A 23,443-nucleotide genomic window follows, 5' to 3' on the forward strand; every position below is an offset into this window, starting at 1 on the left:
AAGGTACCGGGACACCAGGAACCAAAAAACCCCCCCCCCCCTTCCCCCCCTGTTTCCTCACCACTCCCCCCCAGCGGCCTGGGTGCCCTCGCCCCCCCCCCGAGCCCCCCCGGCGGTCGACTCAGGAACAGAACACGAGCGTGTGCGAACTTGCCTGGTTGTCGCCGATCCGCAAATCGCTCAGGTCGTTGTGCGCCTGGCCCGGCGGGAATCCGGTGTAGAGGCCGGTGCCACCGGCGTCCCGCCACAACCGAACCGAGCACCTCGTGACCCGGTTCCACGCCGAGCTGGCCTGGTTGTCCATGATGATGGAGGTGTTGTACCACCGGTTGTTGGAATACAGTTGCTCCGAGCCGATGAAATCGAGCCGGTGACCTCCCTGGTTGTCGTGCTCGTAAACGCAGAACTCGCCGACCTCGCACACCCCGTTGAACTCGTCAGCGGCCGAAGCCGTGCCCGCCAGCACCGGCATGGCGCAGGCAGCGGCGATGGCGACGACAGCGGCTCCCCGGAACAGCCTTTTCATTCGGTTCTCCCCATAGGACAGTGGGCCATTCCCGGCCCCCGGCTGCGGCCTTTTCACAGCCACTGCCAAGCATGCCGACAACACCGCGTTCCGCGCCTTGACCGGGAATCGACACTTGGTTTGATAATCCGTCCACCCGCCCCGCTGGGGCAGCGTGTAATTCACGAGCCCGACCGACAGCGCCGGTAGTACTGTTTCCCCACTGAAACGGGGGGACAGGGCATTGGGCGATGTGACGAGGAGTCTGCGCGGGTGGCTACGGGCGTGGCGGCTGCCGGAGATCCACGTGGTCGAGGAACTGACCGACCTCGGCGACCGGTCCCGGGTCTGGCGAGTGCGCGCGGGCGGCGCCGACTACGCCGCCAAGCTGTTCTTCGACACCCCGCGCTTCGTCGAGCCCGGCCTGCGCGTGGCCGCCGCCGCGGACAGGGCCGGAATCACCACCGGGGCGCCAGTGCCCACCAGCACCGGCGCGCTGTGCGCGCGGGTGCGGCGGTGGCGCGGCGCGTGGACGGTCGCGCTGCTGGAGTTCGTCCACGGCGAGCCCGTCGACTGGGCCGCCCCGGACACCGCCCACGCGTGCGGCGACCTGCTCGGCCGCGTGCACCACACCCTGTCCCGGATCGAGCGGGCCGCCCCGGCGGGCGCGCTGCTCGACTTCTACGCCGAGGAAGCGGACCGGATCGGCGGACGCCTCGGCGGCGACCTCGCCACCGCCGTCGCCGAGGTCCGCGACTTCGACCGGCGCGTCGGCCTCACCCACGGCGTCCTCTACGGCGACCCCGCGCCGGAGGTCCTGCGCCGCCCAGGCGCCGAGACACTGGCCCTGATCGACTGGGGCACCCCCAGCCGCGGCCCGCTGCTGCACGACCTGGTGAGCTGGCAGCTGTTCGCCGCCCGCCACCGCCCCGACGACCCGGCGGCCGGGGACCGCCTGCTGGCCGCCTACCGGCGGTGGGTGCCCCTCACCGACGCCGAGTTGGCCGCCCGCGCGCCGGTCGCGGCGCTGTGTCACGCCATCGCGGCCGCGTGGGCGCCCGACCTCGACGGCGCGCCACGCGGATGAGCGGGGCGCGCCGCCGGTCAGTCGGCGGCGCCGAAGACGCGTCGGGCGACCAGGTCGCCGGAGGACCGGGCCGGGTCGGGGGCAGCGGAGCTGTAGACGTGGCGGGTGGTGTCGACGCTGGCGTGCCCGACGTCGACCGCGACGTCGGCGACCTGCGCGCCTTCCTGGATCGCGGTGGTGACGTAGTAGTGCCGCAGCGCGTGCGGGTGCAGGGTCGCCGCGAGGCCCTTCTCATCCGGGTCGACGGCGCGGGCGATGCGGCGCAGCAACTCCCAGATGGCCTGCCGGGTGCAGCGGCGCCCGCCGCGGTTGACCAGCAGCGGTGAACCCCCCGCCGTCTGACGCCCGCAGACGGCGGGGGAGTTGCCGGTGGCGCTGTCGAAAGCCCGCAGGTAGTCGTCCACGGCCGCGGCGACCGGGGTGGCGAGGTAGACAATGCGGTCCTTGGCGCCCTTGCCGTGCACCCGCAAAGCCCGGTGGCCGCGGTTGCGGTGCAGGTCGCCTCGGTCGAGGTCGCACAGCTCGCTGACCCGGACCCCGGCGGTGAACAGCGCCACGACCGCGCGGGCCCGCAGCCGGTCCAGCTCCCGCTGCCGCGGCAGCCGCCCGGCGAAGTGGTAGAGGGCGGCGACCTCGGCGTCGGCGAGGGTGATGGTCCGGGAGGCGCCCGCGCGGGCCGCGGTCAGGCCGAGCCTTTTGCGGTTGAGCGCGGCCGGGTTGGTCTCGGCGAGATCGTCGGCGACCAGGTGGTCGTAGAGGGCGCGCACGGCGCCGAGCATCTTGTCGCAGGTGCTGACCGCGGCCCCCGCCGCGGCGAGGTCGGCCAGCCACGCTTTCGCGTGCGCGGCGCGCGCCGCCAGCGGGTCGAGTCCCTGGGTGGCGCACCACCGGAACCAGTGCAGGTGCCGCAACCGCCCCGGCGGCGCGGGCGGCGGCGCGTGCCCCGCGCGGGTGGGTTCGGTCGGCCGCCGCATCACCGCGGCGTAGCGGCGGACAGCGGTCGACCAGCCGCGCGGCGCGTCGGGGACCGTGGCCCACCGGCCGATGTCCTCGGGTTTGGTGGGCAGGCCCAGCGCCTGTCCCGCGTAGGTGTGCCGGGTGCCGGTGTTGCCGTACCCGGCCAGCCAGTCCGCCACGGCGGTCAGCAGCTCCGGCGGGTCCGCCACCCCCGGCCACACCCCGGCGACAAGCACGTCGTCACCGGGGTCCTGGTTTTCCGCCGCCCGCGCGGTCACGGTCAGGTGTGTTTCGGTCACTGGCTGCTTCGCTCCGATACCCCGTGGTTACTCCGCAAGTCTATGCCAACAGAAGCACACTTCTGTTGGCATAGATGCCATCTCCATCCGGTTCGATCGAGTTAGTTAGTTGTAACTAAGATAGTTATATAGTTACGACCAACTAGAGGAGTGTCATGACTCAGCCGTCGCCCGAGAGCGCCGCGAACGACGCCGGAAACGACGAGCCGGGCGGGCAGGCGGAATCACGGTGCCTGTGCTGCGCGCAGCCACTGCCCGAGCGCGCCGGTGCCCGCGGCGGCCCCCGGCTGCGGTACTGCCCCGAAGGCGAGGGCCGCTGGGACGACGGGACCTTCTCCTGCAAACGCCACGGCGCCGCGGTGGTCCTCTACCGCACCGCCCGCGGCGACACCGCCGCCGACAACCCCCTGGCCGTGCTCGACCACACCCTGACCAGCCTGCGCACCGTCCTGGCCCCGGTCACCACCGCACTCGCCACCACCACCGCCGCCGTGGAACGCCAACACGAGATCGTCCGACACGAGGCGCTGCGCGTCGCCGAAGCCGAAGCCCACGCCGAACACGCCGCACGGGCGGCGCGGGCAGCCGAGCACGCCCGCGCCGAAGCCCTCGCCACCGCGGCCGAAGCCCGCGCGGAAGCCGACCAGGCCCGCCGCGACCGCGACGACGCCCGCAAACAAGCCACCGAAGACCGAAAGAAGGCCGCCGAAGCGGCGAAACACGCGGCCATCGCCGAACAAGCCCGCCACGACGCCGCCGCGGCAGCGGCCGACGCCGCCAAAACCCGCGACGCCGCCACCGCCCGAGCCGACACCCTCGCCGACACCGTCGACCAACTCACCGCGGCCCGCGACGCCGACCGCGCGACCCTGCGCGACCTCCAAGCCGACCTCGACACCGCGACCGCCGCGACCCAAGCCGCCCAGACCACCGTCGCCGACCTCACCCAAGCCCGCGCCGCCGACCAGGAAACCCTCCACGAAACCCAGCGGAAACTGGACGCCGCCACCGCCGCCGCCCACACCACCCAAGCCACCCTCACCGACCTCGCCGACCAGGTCGCCACCCTCGCCACCACCCGCGACCACCTGACCGCAGAACACACCAGGCTCACCGCCGCCCTGGCCGTGGCCCACGCCACCCTCGACGCCCGCACCGCCGACGAAGCCCGCCACTCAGCCGAACTCACCGCCCTACGCCACGCCCACACCGCCGCGACCGTCCACCTGCGCGCCCTGCGCCGCCTGGCCGCCGCCGTCCCCGAAGACGCCCTCGATCACCCCGCCGCGCGCTACCTGCTCACCACCATCACCAACACCGACGCCTTCACCGACGCGCCCGACGAATGAGCCGCGCACCAACCCCATGACCGGGCCGGTCATGTCACCGACAGCGGCCGAACCCGGAACACTTCGACCGCTTCCCCACGCCGATCCAGCCAGCTTCGCCACCCGCGCGACGTCACCGAGTTGCCCCACACGATCACCACTTCGGCCGAACCACTCGGCAACAGTCCACCGACACAGGTTTTCCACCCCCGGAAAATAAGCACATCGAGTGACCCACCAGACCCGAATCGCCGCTGCCGCGCGCTTTTCGCGGCCGCTAATCTCGGCCGGGCACGAAACACGGCGCCAAGAGAAAGACACCGCCAATGCTGAGCCAGTTGCAAACCGAAAACATCGACCGCGTGTTCACCGTGCTCGACATGGACGGAAACGAGGAGATCACCTGGGCCGACTTCGAGCAGGTGAGCGCCGGAGTCGCCGCGGAATTCGGCCAAGAGGCGGACTCGGGGCTCGTTCGGGAACTGGTCGCCGCCTACGCCAGGGTATGGGACTGCGTCCGCGACGCCGCCGACGTCGACCAGGACGACTCGGTCGGCAAAGCCGAGTTCCGCGACGCCCACGACCAGGGGCTGCTGACCGCGGGCGACCTCATGGACAAGTGGCTGGCCGCCGCCGACGCCTGCTTTGCCATCGCCGACACCGACGGGGACGGCTACATCGACCAAGACGAACTGACCCGCATCTACCGCGGCGCGGGCATCACCGACCCGGCCGTCGCCGCGAACGCGTTCGCCGCCATGGACTCCGACAACGACGACCGGATCGACAACGAAGAGTTCTGCGCCAACGTGCGCGGCGTCTTCACCGCCACCCACGAGTCGATGAAGGGCGCGCACATGCTCCACCTCGGATAGACCCGCGACGGCCACCGGCGCCCGGTGGCCGTCAGCGCGCCTCAACCCCCGACAGCGTCCATCAACATGTCCACCGACGCAACGAACTCCGCCTCCCAATACCGCCACTCATGCGTGCCCGGGTAATGGTGCGTCCGCAACAGGGGAGCACCCGAACTACCCGGATGCGCCGCCACATAAGCCGCGTTCAACCGATCCTCGAACGCCCGCGTCTCCCGGTTCGTCACCGTCTCCAAACCCAGCGGATCACCCCCGAACGGCGGCTCACCCGACGCCACATAAACCGGAATGTCGAACAGGGTGTCCACGCTGTAATACGGGTCGTGCTCCTGCCACCTCGCCCGACCCGCCGCCATCGTCGGATCACCCCACAGGCCATTGATATCCTGGAAGTTCACGAACAGCAGCGACTGGATGAAACTGAAATCCGCGAACGGGTGCAAGGCCCCACTGTAGGACGCCACCGCCGCGAACTCACCTGGATGTCGCGCCGCATACGACACCGCACCGAAACCACCCATCGACAGACCCGCGATCGCCCGCCGGTCGCTCGCCGCGTAATTGCGCTCAAGCAGCTGCCGCAACTCCACCCGGTGGAACGTCTCCCAGTACGCGCTGCCGTTGACCCAGTCCGAATACCACCCCGCCGACGCCGCCTCCGGCATCACCACCAGCGCCGCATACCCCGCCGTCACCCCCTCGACGTCGGTGTTCTGCGTCCAGTCCCGATAGCTCGCCGAACCAGGCGACCCGCCACCGTGCAGCAGGTACAGCGTCGGCCACCGCCGACCCGGGTCGGCGCCGTACCCCGAGGGCAGGATGATCCGCGCCCGCTGCTCGGTGACCCGGTTCCCCGCCGTCGAATTGATCACCAGGTCGAACACCCGCCGCGAGGTGTCCACAGTGACCACCGACGTGATGCACGAACCGTCGTCGCTCTTGGCCTTGTTCGACATGCACGTCGCCGCCGCGGCCGTCCCCGCGGTCACCGGCAACGCCGCCGCGACCGCGGCCACCACGGCGACCGACCACAGCGCCCTACGTCTGCTTCCCTTGCCTGACACCGAGTTCTTCATGACCCCCATGCTGGCCCCGGCGAAACCGGAGAGCACTCGGATGTAAACGTCCACACAAATTCAACACCTGAGGAACAAACCGGGCCCGCCCGACGTTCTCCCCGTGAACACCTCACCCCGCCCCAGCCCGCCACACCTCGGGGGAGTCCCACGCCGCCAACCGGAACCCGCTCTCGAACCGCCGCCGCACCCCCGACACCGGATCGGTGAACTCCAACACCCGCGCCAGCAACTGCAACGGCCGCGAGAAATCGTCCAACGGCTTTTCCGTCAGCACCGGATAGAAGTCATCGCCCAGGATCGGCAACCCCAATCCGCTCATGTGCAGCCGCAGCTGATGCGTCCGCCCGGTCAACGGCACCAACCGGTACCGGCCCAGGCCCGCGCGATGCTCCAGCAACTCCACCCGCGTCTCCGCGTTCGGCGCCCCCGGCACCTCCTGCGCGGTGATCACCCCACGCTCCTTCACGATCCGGCTGCGCACCACCACCGGCGAGGCCAGCCCAGGATCATGCCGGGCCACCGCCTCGTATTCCTTGTGCACCAACCGATCCCGGAACAACGTTTGATACCGGCCACGCAGCTCCGGCCGCACCACGAACAGCAGCAACCCCGCCGTCACCCGGTCCAGCCGATGCGCCGGACTCAAGGTCGGAATCCCCAACTGCCGCCGCAACCGCACCAACGCCGTCTGCGCGATGTGCTTCCCCCGCGGAATCGTGGCCAGAAAATGCGGCTTGTCCACCACCACCAGATCCTCGTCCTGGTGCACGATCCCGATCTCGAATGGAACCGGCGTCTCCACCGGCAGATCCCGGTGAAACCACACGAACGACCCCGGCGCGTACGGCGCGTCCACCGCCACCGGACCGTCCACCCCGACAATCAGCCCTTCGCGCAGCATCGACTCGATCCGCGCCGGATCGACCCGGGGGAGACGCTCCACCAGGTGCTCCAGCACCGTCGCCCACGCCCCCTCCTCGGGCAGCCGCAGGCGCGCCGCGTCGAGACCGTGGCGCTGGGGGAGTGGGGAACGAAGCTTGCGTCGCATCCCCGCCAGCCTACTGACCCGCCGGACCCTCACCCGCCAACTCCGCCAGCGTCCGATACGTCCGATTGCTCGCCGCGGCCGCCCGCCGCTCCCTACCGGTCGCGTCGATGTAGTTCTGGCTCGTGTTCAGGCTCGCGTGCCCCAGCAGCACCATGATCTCCACCGCGTTCGCCCCGTCCTCGGCCAACCGCGTCGCGAACGTGTGCCGCAACGCGTGCAGATTCGCCCCCGCGGGCACCCGGTCATGCATCCCCGCACCCCGAAAACACGCCTTCACCAGGTAATCCAACGCACCGCGACCGATTCCCTCACCGTCGGACCCCAACACCAACGGCGACTCCGCCGAGAACCGCGCACCCGGAAACCGCGCCGCACACGAGGCCAGATACGCCTCGATCACCCGCTCCAACGGCGCCTCGATCGGAATCGACCGCTCCCGGTTCGCCTTGCCGTGCACGAACAACCGCCGCTCACCCGGGCGCCCCACCACCGACGACCGCCGCAGCGCCCGCATCTCCGACGCCCGCAACCCCGCCACCAGCCCCAGCGCCAGCACCAGCAGATCCCGCTCCGGCCACGGCCGCCGAGCCCGCCGAGCCCCACCCGCGATCGCCGCCAGCAACTGCTCCGGCGTCCGCTCACCGCGCAGCGGCTTGGGGGAGAGGGGCCCCGGCCGCGGTCTGCCGATCGCCCCCATTGGATTGCCCGCCGCCAGCCCATCGGCCACACAGAACTGGAAGAATTGGTTCCACGTCGACCACGCCCGCGCCACCGAGCTTTTCGCATGCGTGTCCGCGAACACCCCGAACGCGGCCCGCAGCGCCTGCGCGGACACCTCGGCCAGCGCGATCCCCGCAGCGTCTCGCTCCAACACCTCGGCCAGCCGCGCGGTCACCCCGGCGAGATCACGGCGGTAGGCCGCCGTCGTATGTGGAGAGTCCTTACGGGAGCGTCGCGCCACAAAGAACGCCTCGTGCGCCTCGATCAACATCACAATGCGTGCCTACCTGACCCCACCGACAAAAGTCGATCAACGAGGGGTTCGAGTGATGGATAATCGCGGTTATCCATGAAACATGTGTTCGACAGGGAGTCGGACGCGGCCCGTGGAGCCCGAGTCGGTCAGGTCCAAAGGGCCGGGGTAAACCGTCACGGTGACGTTATGGGATGTCTCGGACAGGCGCGTCGAGGCGTCCTGGGCAGCCTTCGGGGTGCCTGCAACGTCGGCAAAGCCGATGCGCCTCCGGTGAGCGCTTGGTCGAGTCGACGTTGACCCCGTGCCGCGCGGCACGTGCCGCTCAGGCGCCCGAGGGCTTGCGGTCAGCGCGCGGTGCGCCAGTTCGGGCGGTTCGGAGCCCCTTCCGGCGGCTGATCAGCCGGGTGTCTTTGGTTCGATAATCTACATTATGTCAAGTAGCGCTTTCATCCGTTCGTCGCAGTGACGACTCGGCCACGATGGGTAATCGATCAGTAACCGGCTCACACGAGCCGGGGAACTCGAACCCAAGGAGGCAGGAAGCAGTGTTGCCGACCGTGGCACCGACCCTCAGGTTCCAGACCCAGACCTTCGAGTACCAGTCCGACGCCCAGCATCCGCAGAGGAAGACGCTGACCTTCCACTTCGACACCCCCGTCATCAGCGCGAACGCGGCGCTGAGGGGCTTCGAAGCTGAGTTCGTGGACCAGGAGCGTCCGGTGCACCTGTTGTTCCACCGCATCACCGACGTGCGCAAGGCGGACTACTCGACGCGACAGGTCGAGGTCACCGTGGAATACGGACTTCGGGACCACTCCTCGAACCACTACGACGACAAGTACAAGGGCAGCGTCGACATTCTCGTGATCGCCCAGACCGCCGACGCGGACCGTTATGACAAATGAGTGCGTTACCCGGCCCGGCCTGGCTGACGGGTGCGGACCACTCCCCCAGGCCCGGGCTTGATCGTTTCTGATCGCGGCTCGCCCCCGCTTCTCCTCGCGCGGGGGCGAGCCGCGCGGTCACGTCTGGGTCGAGGCGAGGATGTCGAGGTAGTGCTGGTTGAACATGATGCCCAGGATGTTGCCGAACGGGTCGATCACCGAGGCCGTGACGAATCCTTCGCCGCGCACGCGCGGGCTGTCGTGGACCTGGGCGCCCAGGGACAGTAGACGGGCGAAGGCGGCGTCGATGTCGTCCACGTGCCAGTAGGCGATAGCGCCCGCCGCGGTGGTGGTGTCGTGCGGGGCGTGGCGGCTGTCGACTAGGCCGAACTCATGCTGGTAGTCGCCGATGCGGAACTCGATGTAGCCGCTGGGCACGACGAAGTACGGCGCGACGCCGAAGACCTCGGTGTACCAGCGCGCCGCCTCGTCCAGGTCGTCGGCGTAGAAGGTTGTGGTGGTGAGTCCGCGCAGCATGAAGGCTTCCTTCCGTCGGGTGCCCGCCCGTCGGGCGTCGGCCAACATAAGCGAAAAGCTAGTGGAAGGCGGGGTCAGCGCGGCATGCACGTGGCGGGCGTGGTCGATCAGCGCCAGCTCGACCGCCTCGGGCTTGGGTGACATGTGCGGCGGGGCGATGCGCGGCTCGGCCGGATGGGCTCGTGTCCGGTCCCGCTGGAGACCCGGGAACGGCTCTCGCCGTTGCGGTTTCGACCACATCGACTTCAACGGCCGCTACCCGATCGCCCACCCCGAGTTCACCGGCGAGCTGCGGCCGCTGCGCGACGCCGGGGCCGAGTCCGACGAGAGTGTTTCGGACTCCAGCGCGACCGGGGCCTCCAGCAGGCTTCGCTGATCGTCGTGCCACGGTGTCGGCTTGCGTGTTTCGGGGTCCACCAGGACGCACACCATGTGGCCGGAGACGCAGCATTGGCCGTGGTGCATGACGCTGAGCTGGTAGGCGATCGAGGTGTTGTTGACCTGCTGGACGCGCACATGGATGTCCACGACGTCCATGTGATGGAGCGCGGTGTGGTAGTCGAACTCCTGGTGCACGCGGACGAGGCGGTGGTAGATCTCCTTCCGGAGACCGAGCCGTTCGAGCAGCAGGGATTCGGCCGCTTCGAGCCACCGCAGGCTCGCGCTGTGGTGCCAGTGACCGGAGGCGTCGGTGTCGGACCAGTCCACCCGCCGCTGCACCATGATGCTGCTGCCCGCTCGCGGAGGCTGGTGATCGTAGGCTTCGACCATGGCGGCCCAGTACTCGTCGGGTTGTGTGCTGCGCTGTTCCACCGCGGTATCACCTGATCACGGTTGCTGCTGCGCCTTGCGGCCCCAGGCCGTCACGAATCCCATCGCCGTGTCCCAGTGTCTGCCCGACTCAAGGTAGGCGATCACCTCGTCCGCGCCGCCGTCTTCCGCGTAGCCCTTGGCGACCATGTCCGGCCACACGTGCCGGAACGAGCGCGCGATGAACCCTGCCCCGGACCTTCCCGGTCCCACGACCAGCGCGTTGTACGAGACGTCGATGTCGACCAGGCCCGCGTCCTGCAGGCGCTGCGGGTGCCCGGTCCCGTAGGTCATATCGGTGCCGAGTTCGGCTTCCATGTAGCGGCGGAACAGCCCGAATACCTCGCGGTAGTCCGAGGAGCGCATCAGGTCGCGGGCGTCGATCACGTCGCCCACGACCAGCCAGCCGCCGGGCGCCACCGCGCCCACCATCCGCTCGAACACCTGGTCCCGGTCGCGGAGATGCAACAGCAGATTGCGGGAGTGGACCAAGCCGAAGGCGCCTAGCTGGTCCCAGACGTCCATGTCGCACACGTCGTGCTCCAGCACGGTGTAGCCCGCTCCCCCGCGCATGAGCGCGGTGTCACGATCGACACACACGATGTCCGCTCCCGGGTGCTGGGTGGCCAGGTATTCGGCGACCACCCCGTTACCGCCGCCCACGTCCAGCAGACGCAGCCCGGGGGGAATGTCCAACCCGGCGAGCGCTTGGTAGGTGAAGCCGGAGACCGCGGAAGCGAGACTGTCGAGTCTGCGCTGTTCCTCGACGCTGGCATGGGTGAACAGCCGGTCACCGTACTGCTCGCCGCTGCGCCCCATCAGGCACCCCCTCGGGATTTGGCGGGTTGACCATCCGGAGCAGCAAGTTGTCGGAGATCCTGCCCCGAATAACTCTACGAATTTTAAATGCTACCAACGGTAACCGTCTTCAATGAAGCGGCAGGTGCTGTGAAACACGTACGGCGTACTGCCGATGTCGCATCTGGGCTAATCCGCACGGCCAAATGGCGGGTACAGCCTCCAAACAGCGCCGCGCGTTCGCGACTGCTGCGATTCGCGATCGTCCGTGTTCTCGATGCGGACCGACGACATCTGCTCGCGTGGTTGGCCGACGACGCCGCCCCGTACCGGGGCACGGCGGCAGGTGGTTCTCGGGGTGCGGGTTTGCCGGGCGGTTCTACGTCGGCGAGCGCGGCTGGTGGCGCTGGCGGGCGGTGTGCCGGGGTTCGGCGGTGCGCTGGCGGGGTGGGTGGCTCGGGCGGTTAGGCGATGAGCCAGCTGCTGGTGGCGCGGGCGGCCGGGGTCGGGGCGGTGCGGGCGCTGGGGGTGATGGTGATGTCTTCTGGGAGGCGGGTGAGCTGCAGGCCGGTGAGGACGGGGCCGCAGGCGAGGACGCGCAGGGTGCGGCCGCGGCGGCGGCAGGCGCGGTTGGCGCGGACGAGGACCGCGGTGCTGGCCCAGCTGAGGAAGGTGACGGCGGTGAGGTCGATGACGACGCGGGTGGTGCCGTCGTCGGCGGTGCTGGCGGTCATGACCTCGTCGTGCCAGGGGGTTTCGGTGGCGAGGTCGATGCGGCCGACGGCGCCGATGACGGCGGTGCGGTCGTCGCGGTCGACGGTGATGGTGAGTTCTCGGAGTGCCTGTTCCTCGGCTGACCGGGCGAAACTCAGTGCCACGGGTATCCCATGCCCTTCGACTGGTAGTGGGTCTTGCTTCCTTGATCCGCCCGCCGGGGAAAAGGTTGCCAGCTTTTTCAGGTTTTTGAAAAACAAGGAGCGCGGGGAGCGTGGTACCTCTTACCCTGGACGGCATGGGGGATTTGGCACTGCTGCCGAAGGCGCATCTGCACGTGCATTTGGAAAGCACGGTGCGGCCGTCGACGTTGGTGGAGATCGGTGCGGCGCACGGGATCGCGGTTCCGCCTGAGGTGAGTCATGGGCCGTTTCGGTTTCGGGGGTTTCGGGAGTTCGCTGATCAGAACTCGCGGGTGCGGGATGTGCTGCGCGGGCCGGAGGACTTTCGGCGGATCGCGGTGGAGTTCTGCGCGGACGAGGCGGCGCAGGGCACCGGGTACGCGGAGGTGACGTTCACCGCGGCGTCGCATGGTGAGCGGCTGGGTGATCTGGAGATGCCGTTGGCCGCGGTGCTGGACGGGTTGGCCGAGGGGCAGCGGCGGCACGGGATCGAGGTGCGGGTGCTGCTGGACCATTCGCGGCGCAAGCCGGTGGCGCGGTTGCGGCGGACGGTGGAGTTGGCGTCGCGGTTCGAGGGTGTGGTCGGGGTCGGGTTGGCCGGGGACGAGGCGTATCCGGCGGTGCCGTTCGCGGAGGTGTTGGCCCAGGCGCGGGCGGCGGGGTTGCGGTTGGTGCACCACGCGGGCGAGTGCGGTGGGCCGGAGAGTGTGCGGGAGGTGATCACCGTCGGCGGGGCCGAGCGGGTCGGGCACGGGTTTCGGGTGCTGGAGGACCCGGAGGTGGTCGCCGAGGTGCGGGACCGGGGGGTGCCGCTGGAGGTGTGCGCGTCGTCGAATGTGGCGTTGGGGCTGGTTCCGTCGTTGGCGGCGCATCCGCTGCCGCGGCTGTTGGCGGCGGGGCTGGTCGTCACGGTGAACACGGATGTGCCGAATGTGACCGGGCGGGGGCTCGCGGCGGAGTACGCGGCGCTGCGGGTGGCGTTCGGGTGGGACGACTCGGTGTTGGCCGGGTTGGCGCGGTCGTCGGTCGAGGCGTCGTTCGCTTCGGCGGGGACGAAGGCGCGGTTGTTGGCAGGTATTGGTTCGTGGTTGGGGTGAGCTGGGGGAACGTGCGGGTGGCCGGGGGTTTCGGGGTCAGCGCGCGGTCAGTGGAGCCTGCTACCACATGGTGTGACCGTCACCACTGCACTGGGAGGGGCGAGATGACGGAGAACGAGAGAACGGCGTTGCGAGACGCCGCGCAGGGGGCGGTGCTGTTCCACAACGGGTTGTGGGGGGCGCCGATGGGATTTCTGTGGGCTGGTTCGGATGGTTCTCCCGCTGGGCGGTTGCCGCAGTGGGAGGAGGAGGCGATGGCGTTGCTGGAGCGGCGCGGGTTGGTCGCGATCCGGCCGGGTGTGGGGACTCGGGATGTCCAGGTGCGGGCGACCGAGGCCGGGCGGCGGTTGCTGGGTGAGGTGAGGGCCGCCGCTTAGGGCTGGCGTATCCGGCGGTGTTGTCGGGCCGTTGTGAGCGCACTGGTGTGGCGTCGCCTCGTCGGGGTTCCGGCGGGGCGGCGCCACACCCCCGGGCGCTACTCCCCCACGTGGCCGTCGGCGAGTTCGCGCAGGATGTCGAGGTGGCCGATGTGGCGGGCGGTTTCCTGGGTGACGTGGGTCAGGATCCAGCGCAGGGTGTAGGTGGCGTCGCCGCGGGCCGGGTCGTCGGGGGTGAGGCCGGTGATGGCGGCTTCGGCGAGGTCCCATTCGACGCGGTAGGCGGCTGCGACGGCGGTGGGGGTGTCCGCCGGGGTGATGCGCCATTCGGCGTCGGCGTCGTGCGGGTCCCACAGGGCGGGCAGGGTGGCGCCGCCCGCGGTGCGGGTGAGCCAGTGCCGTTCGACGGCGGTGAGGTGTTTGAGGATGCCGGTCACGCTCATCAGCGGTGAGGTCGGCAGGGGCGTCTCGGTGGCCTGGGCTGGGGTCAGGCCCGCGGCTTTGGTGAGCGCGGTGGTGCGCAGGTAGGTCAGGAACTCCCACTGGAGGCGGAGTTCGTCGTGAGCGTCGGCGCGTGGCCAGGCGCGGTCCGTCGTCCGCGCCGACCCGATGATCGACATGGGCTCAGTTTACGGCATGGTCGCCTCGATCGTGTGACGGTAAAAGGCGTGCAGGTCGGCGTCGGGGTCGCCGGGGGTCGTGCCCATGAGGTGGGCGGCGAGGGTGCGGATGGCGGTGTGCCAGTGCACGAGGGCGGTGACGACGCGGTCTTCTGCGTTGCCGGATGGGGCGAGCAGTCGGTGGGTGAGCTGTAGGCGGGCGCCGCCGGGGCCGGGGGTGAGGTCGATCTGGACGGTGTCGCCGTTGTCGTGGCGGGTGCGCAGGGTGTCGGGGGCGTTCTCGGTGACGGGGGCGCCGCCCGCCAGTGCGGCGAGGTGGGGCCAGACCTGGTCGGCGGGGGCGGTGAGCTGGCGCTCGAAGCGGACCAGCCAGGTGTCGCCGTCGCGGTGGGCGGCGCCGTGGTGGAGGCCGAAGCGGGCGGCGTAGGTCTCGTGGGCGGTGGCCCAGTCGTAGTCGGGGGCGGGGTCGCCGTCGAGGTGGGCGGTGAGGGCGGCGAGGCAGCCTTCCCAGCCCGCGGCGAAGCTGGCGGCGCCGGGGCGGTCGTCGAAGTGGTGGGTGAACACGAGTTGGCAGCCGTCGTCGGTGGGGCGCAGCTCGAAGCGGAGGTTCTCGCCTTGCCAGGTGAAGGCGAACAGGCGGGGCGGGTCGTAGTCGGTGATGACGCCGGAGCCGCCGTCGTCGCTGTCGAAGGCGAAGGTGATGGGGGCGCCGGGGCGGCGTTCGCCGTGGAGGGTGGCGGGGAACCAGTGGGCGAGGTGGTCGGGTTCGGTGATGGCGCGCCAGACCTTGTCCGGTGGGTGGGCGAGGGCGCGGGTGAAGCGGAGCACGCAGCGGCCCGCGTCGGTGCGCAGTGTCGCGTCCATGGCTGTTCCCTTCTCGGTGGTCCTCCGCCGGTGAACATACCGATCGCAGTATATGCCGGTCAAGGAATGTAGTTAGGGTGAGGAGGTGACGGAGACACTGTGGACGGCTGTGGACGACTACCTTTGTGCCGCGCTTCTGCCTGAGGACCCGATTCTGGACGCGGCGCTTCGGCGCTGCGCTACGGCCGGGTTGCCGCCGATCGCGGTGGCCCCGAACCAGGGCAAGCTGCTCAACCTGCTGGCCAGGGTGCGGGGGGCGCGGCGGGTGCTGGAGATCGGCACGCTGGGCGGGTACAGCGCGATCTGGCTGGGACGGGCGCTGCCGCCGGACGGGCGGCTGGTGACCTTGGAGTTCGACCCGCGCCACGCCGAGGTGGCCCGGGAGAACCTGGCCGAGGCCGGGTTGGGCGGAATAGCCGAGGTGCGGGTGGGGGCGGCGCTGGAGACGCTGCCGACGCTGGTCGCCGAGGAGCCGTTCGACTTCGTGTTCATCGACGCGGACAAGCCCAACAACCCGCACTACTTCACCTGGGCGTTGCGGCTGACCCGGCCGGGTGGGGTGATCGTGGTGGACAACGTGGTGCGCGGCGGGGCCATCGCCGACGCGGGCAGCGCTGATCCGGCGGTGGTGGGGACGCGGGCGCTCAACGAGCTGATCGCCGCCGAGCCGAGGGTGTCGGCGACGGCTGTCCAGACGGTGGGGTCGAAGGGGTACGACGGGTTCGCGTTGATCCTGGTCGACGGCTAGCGGGCGGGCGTCGCGGACCGGAGCTGTCCGCGACGGCTGCGACACTGGGGCCATGTTGGAGACCTCGGCGCGGCTGCTGCGGCTGCTGTCGCTGTTGCAGACCCGCCGCGACTGGTCCGGCGCGGAGCTGGCCGAGCGGCTGGGCGTGACCGACCGGACCGTGCGGCGCGACGTGGACAAGCTGCGGTCGCTGGGGTACCCGGTGCACGCGGTGACCGGGATCGCGGGCGGGTACCGGCTCGGGGCGGGCGCGGCGCTGCCGCCGCTGCTGCTCGATGACGAGGAGGCGGTGGCCGTCGCGGTGGGGCTGCGCACCGCGTCCAACGGGACCGTCGCGGGCATTGAGGAGACCTCCGTGCGGGCGCTGGCGAAGCTGGAGCAGGTGCTGCCCGCGCGGCTGCGCAGCCGGGTCAACGCCCTGGGGTCGATGATGGTGCCGCTGCGCGGGCGCGGCCCGACCGTGGACCCGGGCACGCTGGCCGCGATCGCGGGCGCCTGCCGCGACCAGGAGCGGCTGCGGTTCGACTACCGCGACCGCGACGGCGGGGAGAGCCTGCGCCAAGTCGAGCCGCTGCGCCTGGTGCACACCGGCCGCCGCTGGTACCTGGTGGCCTACGACCTCGACCGGGACGCGTGGCGCACGTTCCGCGTCGACCGGCTCGTCCCGCGCACCCCGACCGGGCCGCGGTTCGCGCCCCGCGACCCGCCCGACGAGGACCTGGCCGCCTACACCTCCTACGGGTTGTCCAACGCCGCCTACCGGCACCAGGCGGTGATCACCCTGCACCTGCCGCTGGACGAGGCGGCCGAGCACATCGGCCCGACCAACGGGGTCCTCGAAGCCCGCGACGATCGGTCCTGCACGCTGCGGGCTGGCGCGAGTTCGCTGGACGGGCTGGTGGTGTGGATCTCGCTGCTGGGCTGCGAGTTCGAGGTCCAGGAGCCCCCGGAGCTGGCCGAGCGGATGACGGGGATCGCGGCCCGGCTGACCAGGGCGGCGCAGCGGTCCCGCCGGTGACCGGTCCGCGCGCGCTCAGCGGCCGGTGGGGCGCCTTGATCACCCTTTGCCGGTGACGGGCGGTCACGGCCGGGCGCACACGAACGGCGGTACCGGGCGTGAGAGCCTTGTGCTGATGGTGACCACTCCCCCGGCGCTGCCCGGCGACGCCTGCTCGGTGCTCTCCCGCGCGCTCGACGAGCCCATGGCGGGCACCGCGGTGACGGCGGCGACCTGGCTGTGCGTGGAGCAGCCCGGGCCGTGGGGCCGCGACGCGCCGCGGGAGAGCCACCTCGACGCTGGGGTCGGCGCCGAACTCGTCGCCCGCGCGGCGGGCGCCGGGGTGCGGGTCGTGCTCATCCGCCGCCCCGGCGCGCACCCCGACCGGCACCGCCCGGCGCCGCGGCGGGTCTACCTCGCCCACACCGCGCCCGGGCGCGCGTTCTTGCGCCGTGACGTGGTGACCGACGCCAAGCACCTGCTCGACCTGGACTTCGCCGCGGTGGGCGCGGGTGAGCCCGCCGGGTTCGGCGAGCAGATCACCTGGCCGGTGCTGTTGGTGTGCACCAACGGGCGCCGCGACCTGTGCTGCGCGGTGCGCGGCAGGCCCATCGCGGGCGAGGTCGCGTCGACCCACGGCGACGCGGTGTGGGAGGCCAGCCACCTGGGCGGGCACCGGTTCGCCCCCACCGGTCTACTGCTGCCCACCGGCTACGCCTACGGGGACCTCGACGCGACCCGCGCGCGGGCGCTGCTGGCGTCCTCCGCGGTGGTGACCGACCGCTGCCGTGGCCGGTCCACGTGGGCCGCGGCGGGTCAGGCGGCCGAACTCGCGGTCCGGGAGCTCACCAACACCGTCCACCCCGACGTGCTGCGGGTGCGCGATCCCGAGTTGGACGACGACGGGCACTGGCGGGTCGTGGTGTGGCATGTGGACGGGCGGGGGTGGCGGGTCACGGTGGCCGAGCGGGCCGTGGGCGGCCGGGTCCTCAGCTGCGGGGCCGCGCCGGGCGAGCGGACCACGCACGTGGTCACCCGTATCGACTGAGCGTTCATCGTCGGACGGCGTGTTCGGTGAACTGGCCGCAGGAACGGAATCCCAGCCGCTGGTAGACGGGCTCGCCGTCGGCGGAGGCTTGCAGGACCGCGATCCGGTGGCCGCGGTCGCGGGCCGTGTGGAGCGCGGCGAGCGTGATCGCGCCGCCGTAGCCGCGCCCGCGGTGCGCGGCGAGGGTGCTGATGTTGTAGATCCCGGCGACGCCTGCGTGATCGAACACTTCGGCCGTGCTGACCGGGCGGCCGTCGACGTAGCCGATGAGGTAGCGGGCTGGGCAGTGTGCGGCCAGTGCCCGCGGGGCGGCTTGGGCGTAGAAGCGGCGGACGGTGTCGGCGGGTGGAGTCCAGTTCGCGGCGAGGACCGCGGCGTAGTCGGCGAGCTGTTCTGGGGTGGCCACCGGCTGGATGGCCAGTGCTGGGGCGTCGGGCGGCGGCAGGGCGTCGTCCAGTTCGGACCACATGGCCGTTTCGCGTTCGGATGCGGGCAGTCCGGCGGCGGTCAGGCGGGCGGTGAGGTCCGGTGGTGTCGAGGCAGGCCCGACCCACCAGGAGAAACGGCGGCCGGTGCGGGCCAGCGCCCGAGCGGTCTCGGCGACGCGTGCGGAGGCGGTGGCGGCGGTGAAGCGGGCCGCGGCGACGATGTTGAAGGTGTCGTCGTCCAGGCCGCTGTCGGCGACGAGGAGGTCGCCGGTCTCCGTGACGGTCGCGCCGGTCATGGTCCGGTGCAGGTGGCAGGCGTGTTCGGCCAGGTTGTTCTCCATCCTGGCGGCCAAGTCGGCTTCATCGAGGAAAGCGGTGCCCACAACGGGATTCCAGCATGACCTGGGCGACGGTCGCACATGGTTTTGGCGGGCGTCCGGACATCTCGGCGGTGGCGTGGGCTTCGTCCACAATGGCGGTGTGGACGTCACCCGTGAGCGAGTGCTCGCCTACCGCGTGGCCCGGCACGGGCTGCACCGCGACACCGCCCGGGTCGCGGACCTGGCGGTGCTGGACTTGGGGGTGCAGGACGGCGGCGCGCCGCGGGCGGCGTTGGCGGCGCGGCTGCCCGACGGCGCGGACGTGGACGACCCGGCGCTGGTGGTGGTGTGGGCGTTCCGGGGCGCGCCGCACCTGCTGCGCCGCGCGGATCTGCCCGGGTTGGCGGGGAGCCTGTGGCCGCGGTCGGACGCCGACGCGATCGCCCGGCTGGGCGGGGCCGGCACGACGTTCAAGAAGGCGGGGATACCCGGGCTCACCGTGTTCGCCAACGGGGCCCGCGCGCTGCACGACGTGGTGGACCGGGAGAAGCCGCGCGGGCAGGTCAGCGCCGAGGTGACCGCCGCGTTGCCGCCGGAGTACTCCTACGACTGCCGGGTGTGCGCCGCCACCCACGTCTACGGGAGCCTGTTCCAGCTGGTCGGGCTGTTCGCCGGGGTGGAGGTGCGCGCCCAGGCCCGCCCGACGATGCTGCGCCCGGTCGCCGACCGGCGCCCGGTGCCCGCCGAGTCGACCGGGGTGGGCCCGGTGGTCGAGGCTTACCTGCGGTTGCACGGCCCCAGCACCCTCGCCCACGCGGCGGGTTTCCTGGGCACCACGCAGGCGCAGGTCAAGCCCGTGTGGCCCGAGGGCTTGGTCGAGGTCCGGGTCGACGGCGCACCGTGCTACTTGCCTGAGGAGGACGTGCCCGCCCTGCTCGCCGCCCCACCCCCGGACCTGGTGCGGCTGCTGCCCCCACACGACCCGCTGCTGCAACTGCGCGACCGCGACCTGCTGGTACCCGACCAGGCCCGCCGCAAGCAGGTGTGGCGGATGATCGGCAACCCCGGCGCGCTCCTGGTCGGCGGCGAGGTCGCGGGCACTTGGCGCACCAAGACCGCGGGCCGCGCGTTGGCGGTCACCGTGGAGCCGTTCGGCCGCCTCGCCGCGGCGACGCGGAAGGTGGTGGAGGAGGAGGCGCAGCGGGTCGCGGTGGCCCGCGGGCACACCGAGGCCCGGGTGACGATCACCGACTGACCCAAGTCGCCGCGCGGGCGGCTCGGCGCCTGGCGGCCGCTGGCGACGGTCGGGTTCGGTGTCGCTTCCGCCGATGATCGCCCTGGTCTGGGGCTTACTCGTCGGTGATGAGGGGTGCGTCGCTGGTGCCTGGCCACGGTGCCGCTCACGCGGTCTGCCCGGTGTCGGCAGGATGGAACTCAGGTGGACCCCGTCAACGATCCGCGGCGGCGGGCGATCGCCACCTGGAGGGTGGAGTTTGATGTCCCGCGCGCGGCTGTACGACGCCATCGGCGCGACCTATGCCCTGACGCGGCGCACCGAGCCGCGGATCGCGGCGCAGGTCTGGGCCGCGCTCGGCGACGCGCGGACCGTGCTCAACGTCGGCGCGGGCGCGGGCTCTTACGAGCCGCCCGACCGTGACGTCACCGCTGTGGAGCCGTCGGCGGTCATGCGGGCGCAGCGCCCCGCGGGTGCTGCGCCGTGCGTGGCAGGCGTCGCGGAGAGCCTGCCGTTCGCCGACCAGTCCTTCGACGCCGCGATGGCGTTCGCCACCATCGACCACTGGCAGGACCCGTTCGCGGGTCTACGGGAGATGCGGCGCGTCGCTCGCCGCGTCGTGGTGTGCACGAAGGACTTCGCCGCCCTCGATCTGTTCTGGCTGGACCGTGATTATCTGCCCGAGCGCGCCGGTCTCCTCCTCGGCAGGCCGTCGCTGACCGAGCTGGCCCGCTCGATCGGAGCCAGGGTGGAACCGGTGCCTATTCCGTGGGACTGCGCGGACGGCTTCTACGAGGCCTACTGGCGCAGGCCGGAGGCGTATCTGGACGAGGAGATCCGCCGCGGAATGTCCATCTGGGCCAGAGTCGGCCCGGCCGCCGAGCAGCGGGCGGTGCGCGGCCTCCGTGACGACCTCGCATCCGGCCGGTGGGCCGAACGCAACCGCGACCTCATCGCCCTCGACGCGGCAGAGCTCGGCGTGCGTCTGCTGGTCGCCTGATTCGCGATAGCCGCGAAAAAAAAGGGCGCCATACCCGGTGATCTGGTATGGCGCCCTCGGACGCGTCAGGCGCCGGGGTTCAGCGGGCTTTCGACCTCTTTGCGGGCCACCGCTTCGGCCGCGCGGACGGCTTCCTCGATGCGGGGGTCGGTGGAGGTGTCGAACCAGTCCGCGATGGACGGGTCGTCTTCCTCCGGTTGGGAGGGTGCGACGTCGGTGGCGGGTTCGTAGCGGAACACGCCGTCGTCGCCCTTGGCGCCGAGTTGGCGGGCGAAGCCTTCCAGGGCCTTGCCGAAGTCGCTGGGGATCATCCAGACCTTGTTCGCGTCGCCCTGGGCCATCTGCGGCAGGGTCTGCAGGTACTGGTAGGCCAAGACCTCGGGGGTGGGGCGGCCTGCCTTGATCGCGGCGAACACCTTCTCGATGGCCTTGGCCTGGCCCTGGGCTTGCAGGTAGCGGGCGGCGCGCTCGCCCTGGGCCTTGAGGATGCGGGACTGGCGTTCGGCTTCGGCGGCCATGATGGTGGCCTGCTTCGCGCCCTCCGCGGCGAGGATCTGGCTCTGCTTCTGGCCTTCCGCGGTCTTGATCGCGGCCTCGCGCTGGCCTTCGGCGTTGAGGATGATGGCGCGCTTCTCCCGGTCGGCGCGCATCTGCTTCTCCATGGAGTCCTGAATGGACGGCGGCGGGTCGATCGCCTTGAGCTCCACCCTGGCCACCCGGATGCCCCACCGGCCGGTCTCGTCGTCGAGGACCCCGCGCAGCTGCCCGTTGATCTGGTCGCGGGAGGTCAGGGTCTCCTCCAGGCTCATGCCGCCGACCACGTTGCGCAGCGTCGTGGTGGTCAGCTGCTCCACCGCGATGATGTAGTTCGAGATCTCGTAGACCGCGGCGCGGGAGTCGGTCACCTGGAAGTAGACGACCGTGTCGATGGAGACGGTCAGGTTGTCCTGGGTGATCACCGGCTGCGGCGGGAACGACACCACCTGCTCGCGCAGGTCGATCCGGGCGCGGACCCGGTCGAAGAACGGCACCAGGAAGTTCAGGCCCGGCTCGGCGACGTTGCGGAACCGGCCCAGCCGCTCGATCACCGCGGACTGCGCCTGCGGGATCACCAGGACCGATTTCACCATGATCGTCAAAGCGACCAGCGCCACCGCGATCGTGACGACGAGTGAGACGTTCACGTGCCTTTCCTCCACATCGGGTCGACTCTCATGCCCGGTCCGCCCACACGACCGCGGTCGCCCCGGAAATCTCCATGACGGTGACGGTGGTCCCCGGCTCCAGCACCTGCGTCGCGTCGAGCGCGCGCGCCGACCACTCCTGCCCGCGCAGCCGCACCCGCCCGCCGGAACCGTCCACAGTGGCCGTCACCACCGCCTGCGCCCCGACGAGCGCGGCGACGTTGTCGGCCACGCGCGGGGCGTTGAACCGCCGCTTGAGGGCGGGGCGGGCGACGGTGACCAGCCCGAGCGCCACTACCGCGAACACCGCGGCGCTGACCGCGGTGACACCGAAGACCGCCTCCGCGCCCGCGCCCGCGAGCGCGGCCACGCCGAGCAGCAGCAGCACGAACTCGCCGGAGGCGAACAGGGCCTCGGCCGCGACGAGCGCGATCCCGCCGATCAACCACATCAGGGCCGCCATGCGCCCATCGTGGCAGACCGCGCCGCCGGAGGTGGCCGAAACGATCCACTCGTGACCCGTGGGGCCGGTCTCAGTCGTCGCCGGGGTCGGTGACGAAGTCGATCAGCCGCTCCACCGCGCCCACCAGGGGCGGCTCCAGGTCGCGGAACCCGGTCACCGCCGCCCGCACCCGCCGCCACCCGTCGGCCGGGTCGCCCCAGCCCAGGGCCGCGCACACACCGTCCTTCCAGGACACTCCGCGCGGCACCGACGGCCACGCCGCGATGCCCACCGCGGCCGGTTTCACCGCCTGCCAGATGTCGACGTACGGGTGCCCGGTGACCAGCACCCGCCGGTCGCGCACCTCGGCCACGATCCGGGACTCCTTGCTGCCCTCGACCAGGTGGTCGACCAGCACGCCCAGCCGCCTGCCCGGCCCGGTCCCGAACTCCTCGACCCGCTCGGCGAGCCGGTCGACGCCGTCGAGCGGCTCCACGACCACGCCCTCGACGCGCAGGTCGTGCCCCCACACCCGCTCCACCAGCTCCGCGTCGTGGACGCCTTCGACCCAGATGCGGCTCTCCCGCGCCGTGCGCGCCCGCAGCCCCTCGACCCGCACCGACCCCGACGCCGACACCGCAGGACGCGCCGGTGACGCCGCTGCCGCAGGCCGCACCAGAGTCACCGGTCGGCCCTCGACGAGGAACCCGGCCGCGACCAGCGGGAACAGCCGCCGCCTGCCGTGCCGGTCCTCCAGCACCACCGACGTGACGGCGCCCTTCTCGAACCCGACCACCGCCCCGCAGAACCCGCTCGCCGGGTCCTCGGCCACCAGGCCGGGCTCGGCGACCACCTCCGGGATCCGCTCGCGCCGCGTGCCGCCGGAGAGGACGTCGCGGCCGTAGTCGTGGGTGCGCACGGCCGCCACGCTAGCGAGGTCGCCCGATCGGGGCCCGCAGGCACGCCGTCACCGCGTGATCCGCGTGCGGGGTCCCCGCGGCCGGG

Annotated in this window: 27 protein-coding genes; 12 read left to right on the forward strand and 15 right to left on the reverse strand. The window is 71.3% G+C overall.

Annotated elements, in window-relative coordinates; all coding sequences use genetic code 11:
• Positions 1 to 121: 121 nt before the first annotated feature.
• Positions 122 to 526 carry a peptidase inhibitor family I36 protein gene (locus ACZ6SD_RS10315; protein WP_465316613.1) on the reverse strand — a complete coding sequence of 135 codons (405 nt, stop codon included), beginning with the start codon at positions 524 to 526 and terminating at the stop codon, positions 122 to 124.
• Between the two features lie 232 nt (positions 527 to 758).
• Between ACZ6SD_RS10315 and ACZ6SD_RS10320 the strand changes: the two genes are divergently transcribed.
• On the forward strand, positions 759 to 1,592 hold the full coding sequence (locus ACZ6SD_RS10320) for a phosphotransferase enzyme family protein (protein ID WP_465316614.1): 834 nt from the start codon (positions 759 to 761) through the stop codon (positions 1,590 to 1,592).
• Between the two features lie 17 nt (positions 1,593 to 1,609).
• On the opposite strand, the gene ACZ6SD_RS10325 is transcribed toward ACZ6SD_RS10320, so the two are convergent.
• Positions 1,610 to 2,848, reverse strand: coding sequence for a tyrosine-type recombinase/integrase (locus ACZ6SD_RS10325; protein WP_465316615.1), 1,239 nt, complete (start codon positions 2,846 to 2,848; stop codon positions 1,610 to 1,612).
• A gap of 155 nt (positions 2,849 to 3,003) precedes the next feature.
• Here ACZ6SD_RS10325 and ACZ6SD_RS10330 point away from each other — a divergent pair, with 155 nt between their 5' ends.
• Both ACZ6SD_RS10330 and ACZ6SD_RS10335 read left to right on the forward strand, forming a co-directional pair.
• Positions 3,004 to 4,197: a hypothetical protein gene (locus ACZ6SD_RS10330; protein WP_465316616.1), complete on the forward strand. Its 1,194-nt coding sequence runs from the start codon at positions 3,004 to 3,006 to the stop codon at positions 4,195 to 4,197.
• Between the two features lie 305 nt (positions 4,198 to 4,502).
• Positions 4,503 to 5,051 carry an EF-hand domain-containing protein gene (locus ACZ6SD_RS10335; protein WP_465316617.1) on the forward strand — a complete coding sequence of 183 codons (549 nt, stop codon included), beginning with the start codon at positions 4,503 to 4,505 and terminating at the stop codon, positions 5,049 to 5,051.
• 41 nt (positions 5,052 to 5,092) lie between these two features.
• Here the strand turns inward: ACZ6SD_RS10335 and ACZ6SD_RS10340 are convergent, their stop codons facing one another.
• Complete coding sequence (locus ACZ6SD_RS10340; RefSeq protein ID WP_465316618.1) at positions 5,093 to 5,962, reverse strand: alpha/beta hydrolase; 870 nt, start codon at positions 5,960 to 5,962, stop codon at positions 5,093 to 5,095.
• Here ACZ6SD_RS10340 and ACZ6SD_RS10345 point away from each other — a divergent pair.
• Positions 5,955 to 6,173 carry a hypothetical protein gene (locus tag ACZ6SD_RS10345; protein ID WP_465316619.1) on the forward strand — a complete coding sequence of 73 codons (219 nt, stop codon included), beginning with the start codon at positions 5,955 to 5,957 and terminating at the stop codon, positions 6,171 to 6,173. The genes ACZ6SD_RS10340 and ACZ6SD_RS10345 overlap by 8 nt on opposite strands.
• A 66-nt stretch (positions 6,174 to 6,239) precedes the next feature.
• On the opposite strand, the gene ACZ6SD_RS10350 is transcribed toward ACZ6SD_RS10345, so the two are convergent.
• Both ACZ6SD_RS10350 and ACZ6SD_RS10355 read right to left on the reverse strand, forming a co-directional pair.
• Complete coding sequence (locus ACZ6SD_RS10350; protein ID WP_465316620.1) at positions 6,240 to 7,178, reverse strand: RluA family pseudouridine synthase; 939 nt, start codon at positions 7,176 to 7,178, stop codon at positions 6,240 to 6,242.
• A gap of 10 nt (positions 7,179 to 7,188) precedes the next feature.
• Complete coding sequence (locus ACZ6SD_RS10355; protein WP_465316741.1) at positions 7,189 to 8,169, reverse strand: tyrosine-type recombinase/integrase; 981 nt, start codon at positions 8,167 to 8,169, stop codon at positions 7,189 to 7,191.
• A 530-nt stretch (positions 8,170 to 8,699) separates the two neighbouring features.
• Here ACZ6SD_RS10355 and ACZ6SD_RS10360 point away from each other — a divergent pair.
• A complete protein-coding gene (locus tag ACZ6SD_RS10360; RefSeq protein ID WP_465316621.1) occupies positions 8,700 to 9,059 on the forward strand; it encodes a hypothetical protein in 360 nt (119 codons plus the stop codon).
• Positions 9,060 to 9,176: 117 nt separating this feature from the next.
• Here the strand turns inward: ACZ6SD_RS10360 and ACZ6SD_RS10365 are convergent, their stop codons facing one another.
• The 4 genes from ACZ6SD_RS10365 to ACZ6SD_RS10380 all read right to left on the reverse strand — a co-directional run bounded on the left by ACZ6SD_RS10365 (position 9,177) and on the right by ACZ6SD_RS10380 (position 12,061).
• Positions 9,177 to 9,719 (reverse strand): VOC family protein, encoded by a 543-nt coding sequence (locus tag ACZ6SD_RS10365; RefSeq protein ID WP_465316622.1) that lies wholly within the window; start codon positions 9,717 to 9,719, stop codon positions 9,177 to 9,179.
• Positions 9,720 to 9,830: 111 nt separating this feature from the next.
• Entirely contained in the window at positions 9,831 to 10,388 is a 558-nt protein-coding gene (locus tag ACZ6SD_RS10370; protein ID WP_465316623.1) for an acyl-CoA thioesterase, read from the reverse strand.
• A gap of 15 nt (positions 10,389 to 10,403) precedes the next feature.
• Complete coding sequence (locus ACZ6SD_RS10375) at positions 10,404 to 11,204, reverse strand: class I SAM-dependent methyltransferase (RefSeq protein WP_465316624.1); 801 nt, start codon at positions 11,202 to 11,204, stop codon at positions 10,404 to 10,406.
• Positions 11,205 to 11,647: 443 nt separating this feature from the next.
• A complete protein-coding gene (locus ACZ6SD_RS10380) occupies positions 11,648 to 12,061 on the reverse strand; it encodes an STAS domain-containing protein (protein WP_465316625.1) in 414 nt (137 codons plus the stop codon).
• A gap of 134 nt (positions 12,062 to 12,195) precedes the next feature.
• On the opposite strand from ACZ6SD_RS10380, the gene add reads away from it, so the two are divergent.
• Together add and ACZ6SD_RS10390 are read left to right on the forward strand one after the other, a co-directional pair.
• Positions 12,196 to 13,176: an adenosine deaminase gene (gene add, locus ACZ6SD_RS10385; RefSeq protein WP_465316626.1), complete on the forward strand. Its 981-nt coding sequence runs from the start codon at positions 12,196 to 12,198 to the stop codon at positions 13,174 to 13,176.
• 104 nt (positions 13,177 to 13,280) lie between these two features.
• Positions 13,281 to 13,553, forward strand: a complete 273-nt coding sequence (locus ACZ6SD_RS10390; RefSeq protein WP_465316627.1) for a hypothetical protein — start codon at positions 13,281 to 13,283, stop codon at positions 13,551 to 13,553.
• A gap of 98 nt (positions 13,554 to 13,651) precedes the next feature.
• On the opposite strand, the gene ACZ6SD_RS10395 is transcribed toward ACZ6SD_RS10390, so the two are convergent.
• Together ACZ6SD_RS10395 and ACZ6SD_RS10400 are read right to left on the reverse strand one after the other, a co-directional pair.
• Entirely contained in the window at positions 13,652 to 14,173 is a 522-nt protein-coding gene (locus tag ACZ6SD_RS10395; RefSeq protein ID WP_465316628.1) for a DinB family protein, read from the reverse strand.
• Positions 14,174 to 14,182: 9 nt separating this feature from the next.
• Entirely contained in the window at positions 14,183 to 15,037 is an 855-nt protein-coding gene (locus tag ACZ6SD_RS10400) for an SRPBCC family protein (RefSeq protein WP_465316629.1), read from the reverse strand.
• A gap of 85 nt (positions 15,038 to 15,122) precedes the next feature.
• On the opposite strand from ACZ6SD_RS10400, the gene ACZ6SD_RS10405 reads away from it, so the two are divergent.
• The 3 genes from ACZ6SD_RS10405 (at position 15,123) to ACZ6SD_RS10415 (ending at position 17,830) form a co-directional block, all read left to right on the forward strand.
• Positions 15,123 to 15,785 carry an O-methyltransferase gene (locus tag ACZ6SD_RS10405; protein WP_465316630.1) on the forward strand — a complete coding sequence of 221 codons (663 nt, stop codon included), beginning with the start codon at positions 15,123 to 15,125 and terminating at the stop codon, positions 15,783 to 15,785.
• Positions 15,786 to 15,837: 52 nt separating this feature from the next.
• On the forward strand, positions 15,838 to 16,803 hold the full coding sequence (locus ACZ6SD_RS10410) for a helix-turn-helix transcriptional regulator (RefSeq protein ID WP_465316631.1): 966 nt from the start codon (positions 15,838 to 15,840) through the stop codon (positions 16,801 to 16,803).
• A gap of 115 nt (positions 16,804 to 16,918) precedes the next feature.
• On the forward strand, positions 16,919 to 17,830 hold the full coding sequence (locus ACZ6SD_RS10415; protein WP_465316632.1) for a sucrase ferredoxin: 912 nt from the start codon (positions 16,919 to 16,921) through the stop codon (positions 17,828 to 17,830).
• 4 nt (positions 17,831 to 17,834) lie between these two features.
• On the opposite strand, the gene ACZ6SD_RS10420 is transcribed toward ACZ6SD_RS10415, so the two are convergent.
• A complete protein-coding gene (locus ACZ6SD_RS10420; RefSeq protein ID WP_465316633.1) occupies positions 17,835 to 18,641 on the reverse strand; it encodes a GNAT family N-acetyltransferase in 807 nt (268 codons plus the stop codon).
• Between the two features lie 97 nt (positions 18,642 to 18,738).
• Between ACZ6SD_RS10420 and ACZ6SD_RS10425 the strand changes: the two genes are divergently transcribed.
• Together ACZ6SD_RS10425 and ACZ6SD_RS10430 are read left to right on the forward strand one after the other, a co-directional pair.
• The gene (locus tag ACZ6SD_RS10425; RefSeq protein ID WP_465316634.1) at positions 18,739 to 19,833 is read left to right on the forward strand and encodes a DNA glycosylase AlkZ-like family protein; all 1,095 of its coding nucleotides are present in this window, start codon (positions 18,739 to 18,741) and stop codon (positions 19,831 to 19,833) included.
• A gap of 241 nt (positions 19,834 to 20,074) precedes the next feature.
• Entirely contained in the window at positions 20,075 to 20,812 is a 738-nt protein-coding gene (locus ACZ6SD_RS10430) for a class I SAM-dependent methyltransferase (protein ID WP_465316635.1), read from the forward strand.
• Between the two features lie 65 nt (positions 20,813 to 20,877).
• Here ACZ6SD_RS10430 and ACZ6SD_RS10435 read toward each other — a convergent pair whose 3' ends face one another.
• The 3 genes from ACZ6SD_RS10435 to ACZ6SD_RS10445 all read right to left on the reverse strand — a co-directional run bounded on the left by ACZ6SD_RS10435 (position 20,878) and on the right by ACZ6SD_RS10445 (position 23,357).
• Entirely contained in the window at positions 20,878 to 21,942 is a 1,065-nt protein-coding gene (locus tag ACZ6SD_RS10435; protein WP_465316742.1) for an SPFH domain-containing protein, read from the reverse strand.
• Between the two features lie 82 nt (positions 21,943 to 22,024).
• Positions 22,025 to 22,459, reverse strand: a complete 435-nt coding sequence (locus ACZ6SD_RS10440) for an NfeD family protein (protein WP_465316636.1) — start codon at positions 22,457 to 22,459, stop codon at positions 22,025 to 22,027.
• Between the two features lie 70 nt (positions 22,460 to 22,529).
• Positions 22,530 to 23,357, reverse strand: coding sequence for a DUF3097 domain-containing protein (locus tag ACZ6SD_RS10445; protein WP_465316637.1), 828 nt, complete (start codon positions 23,355 to 23,357; stop codon positions 22,530 to 22,532).
• Between the last annotated feature and the right edge of the window lie 86 nt (positions 23,358 to 23,443).

The organism is Actinokineospora sp. NPDC051303, from assembly GCF_055586285.1.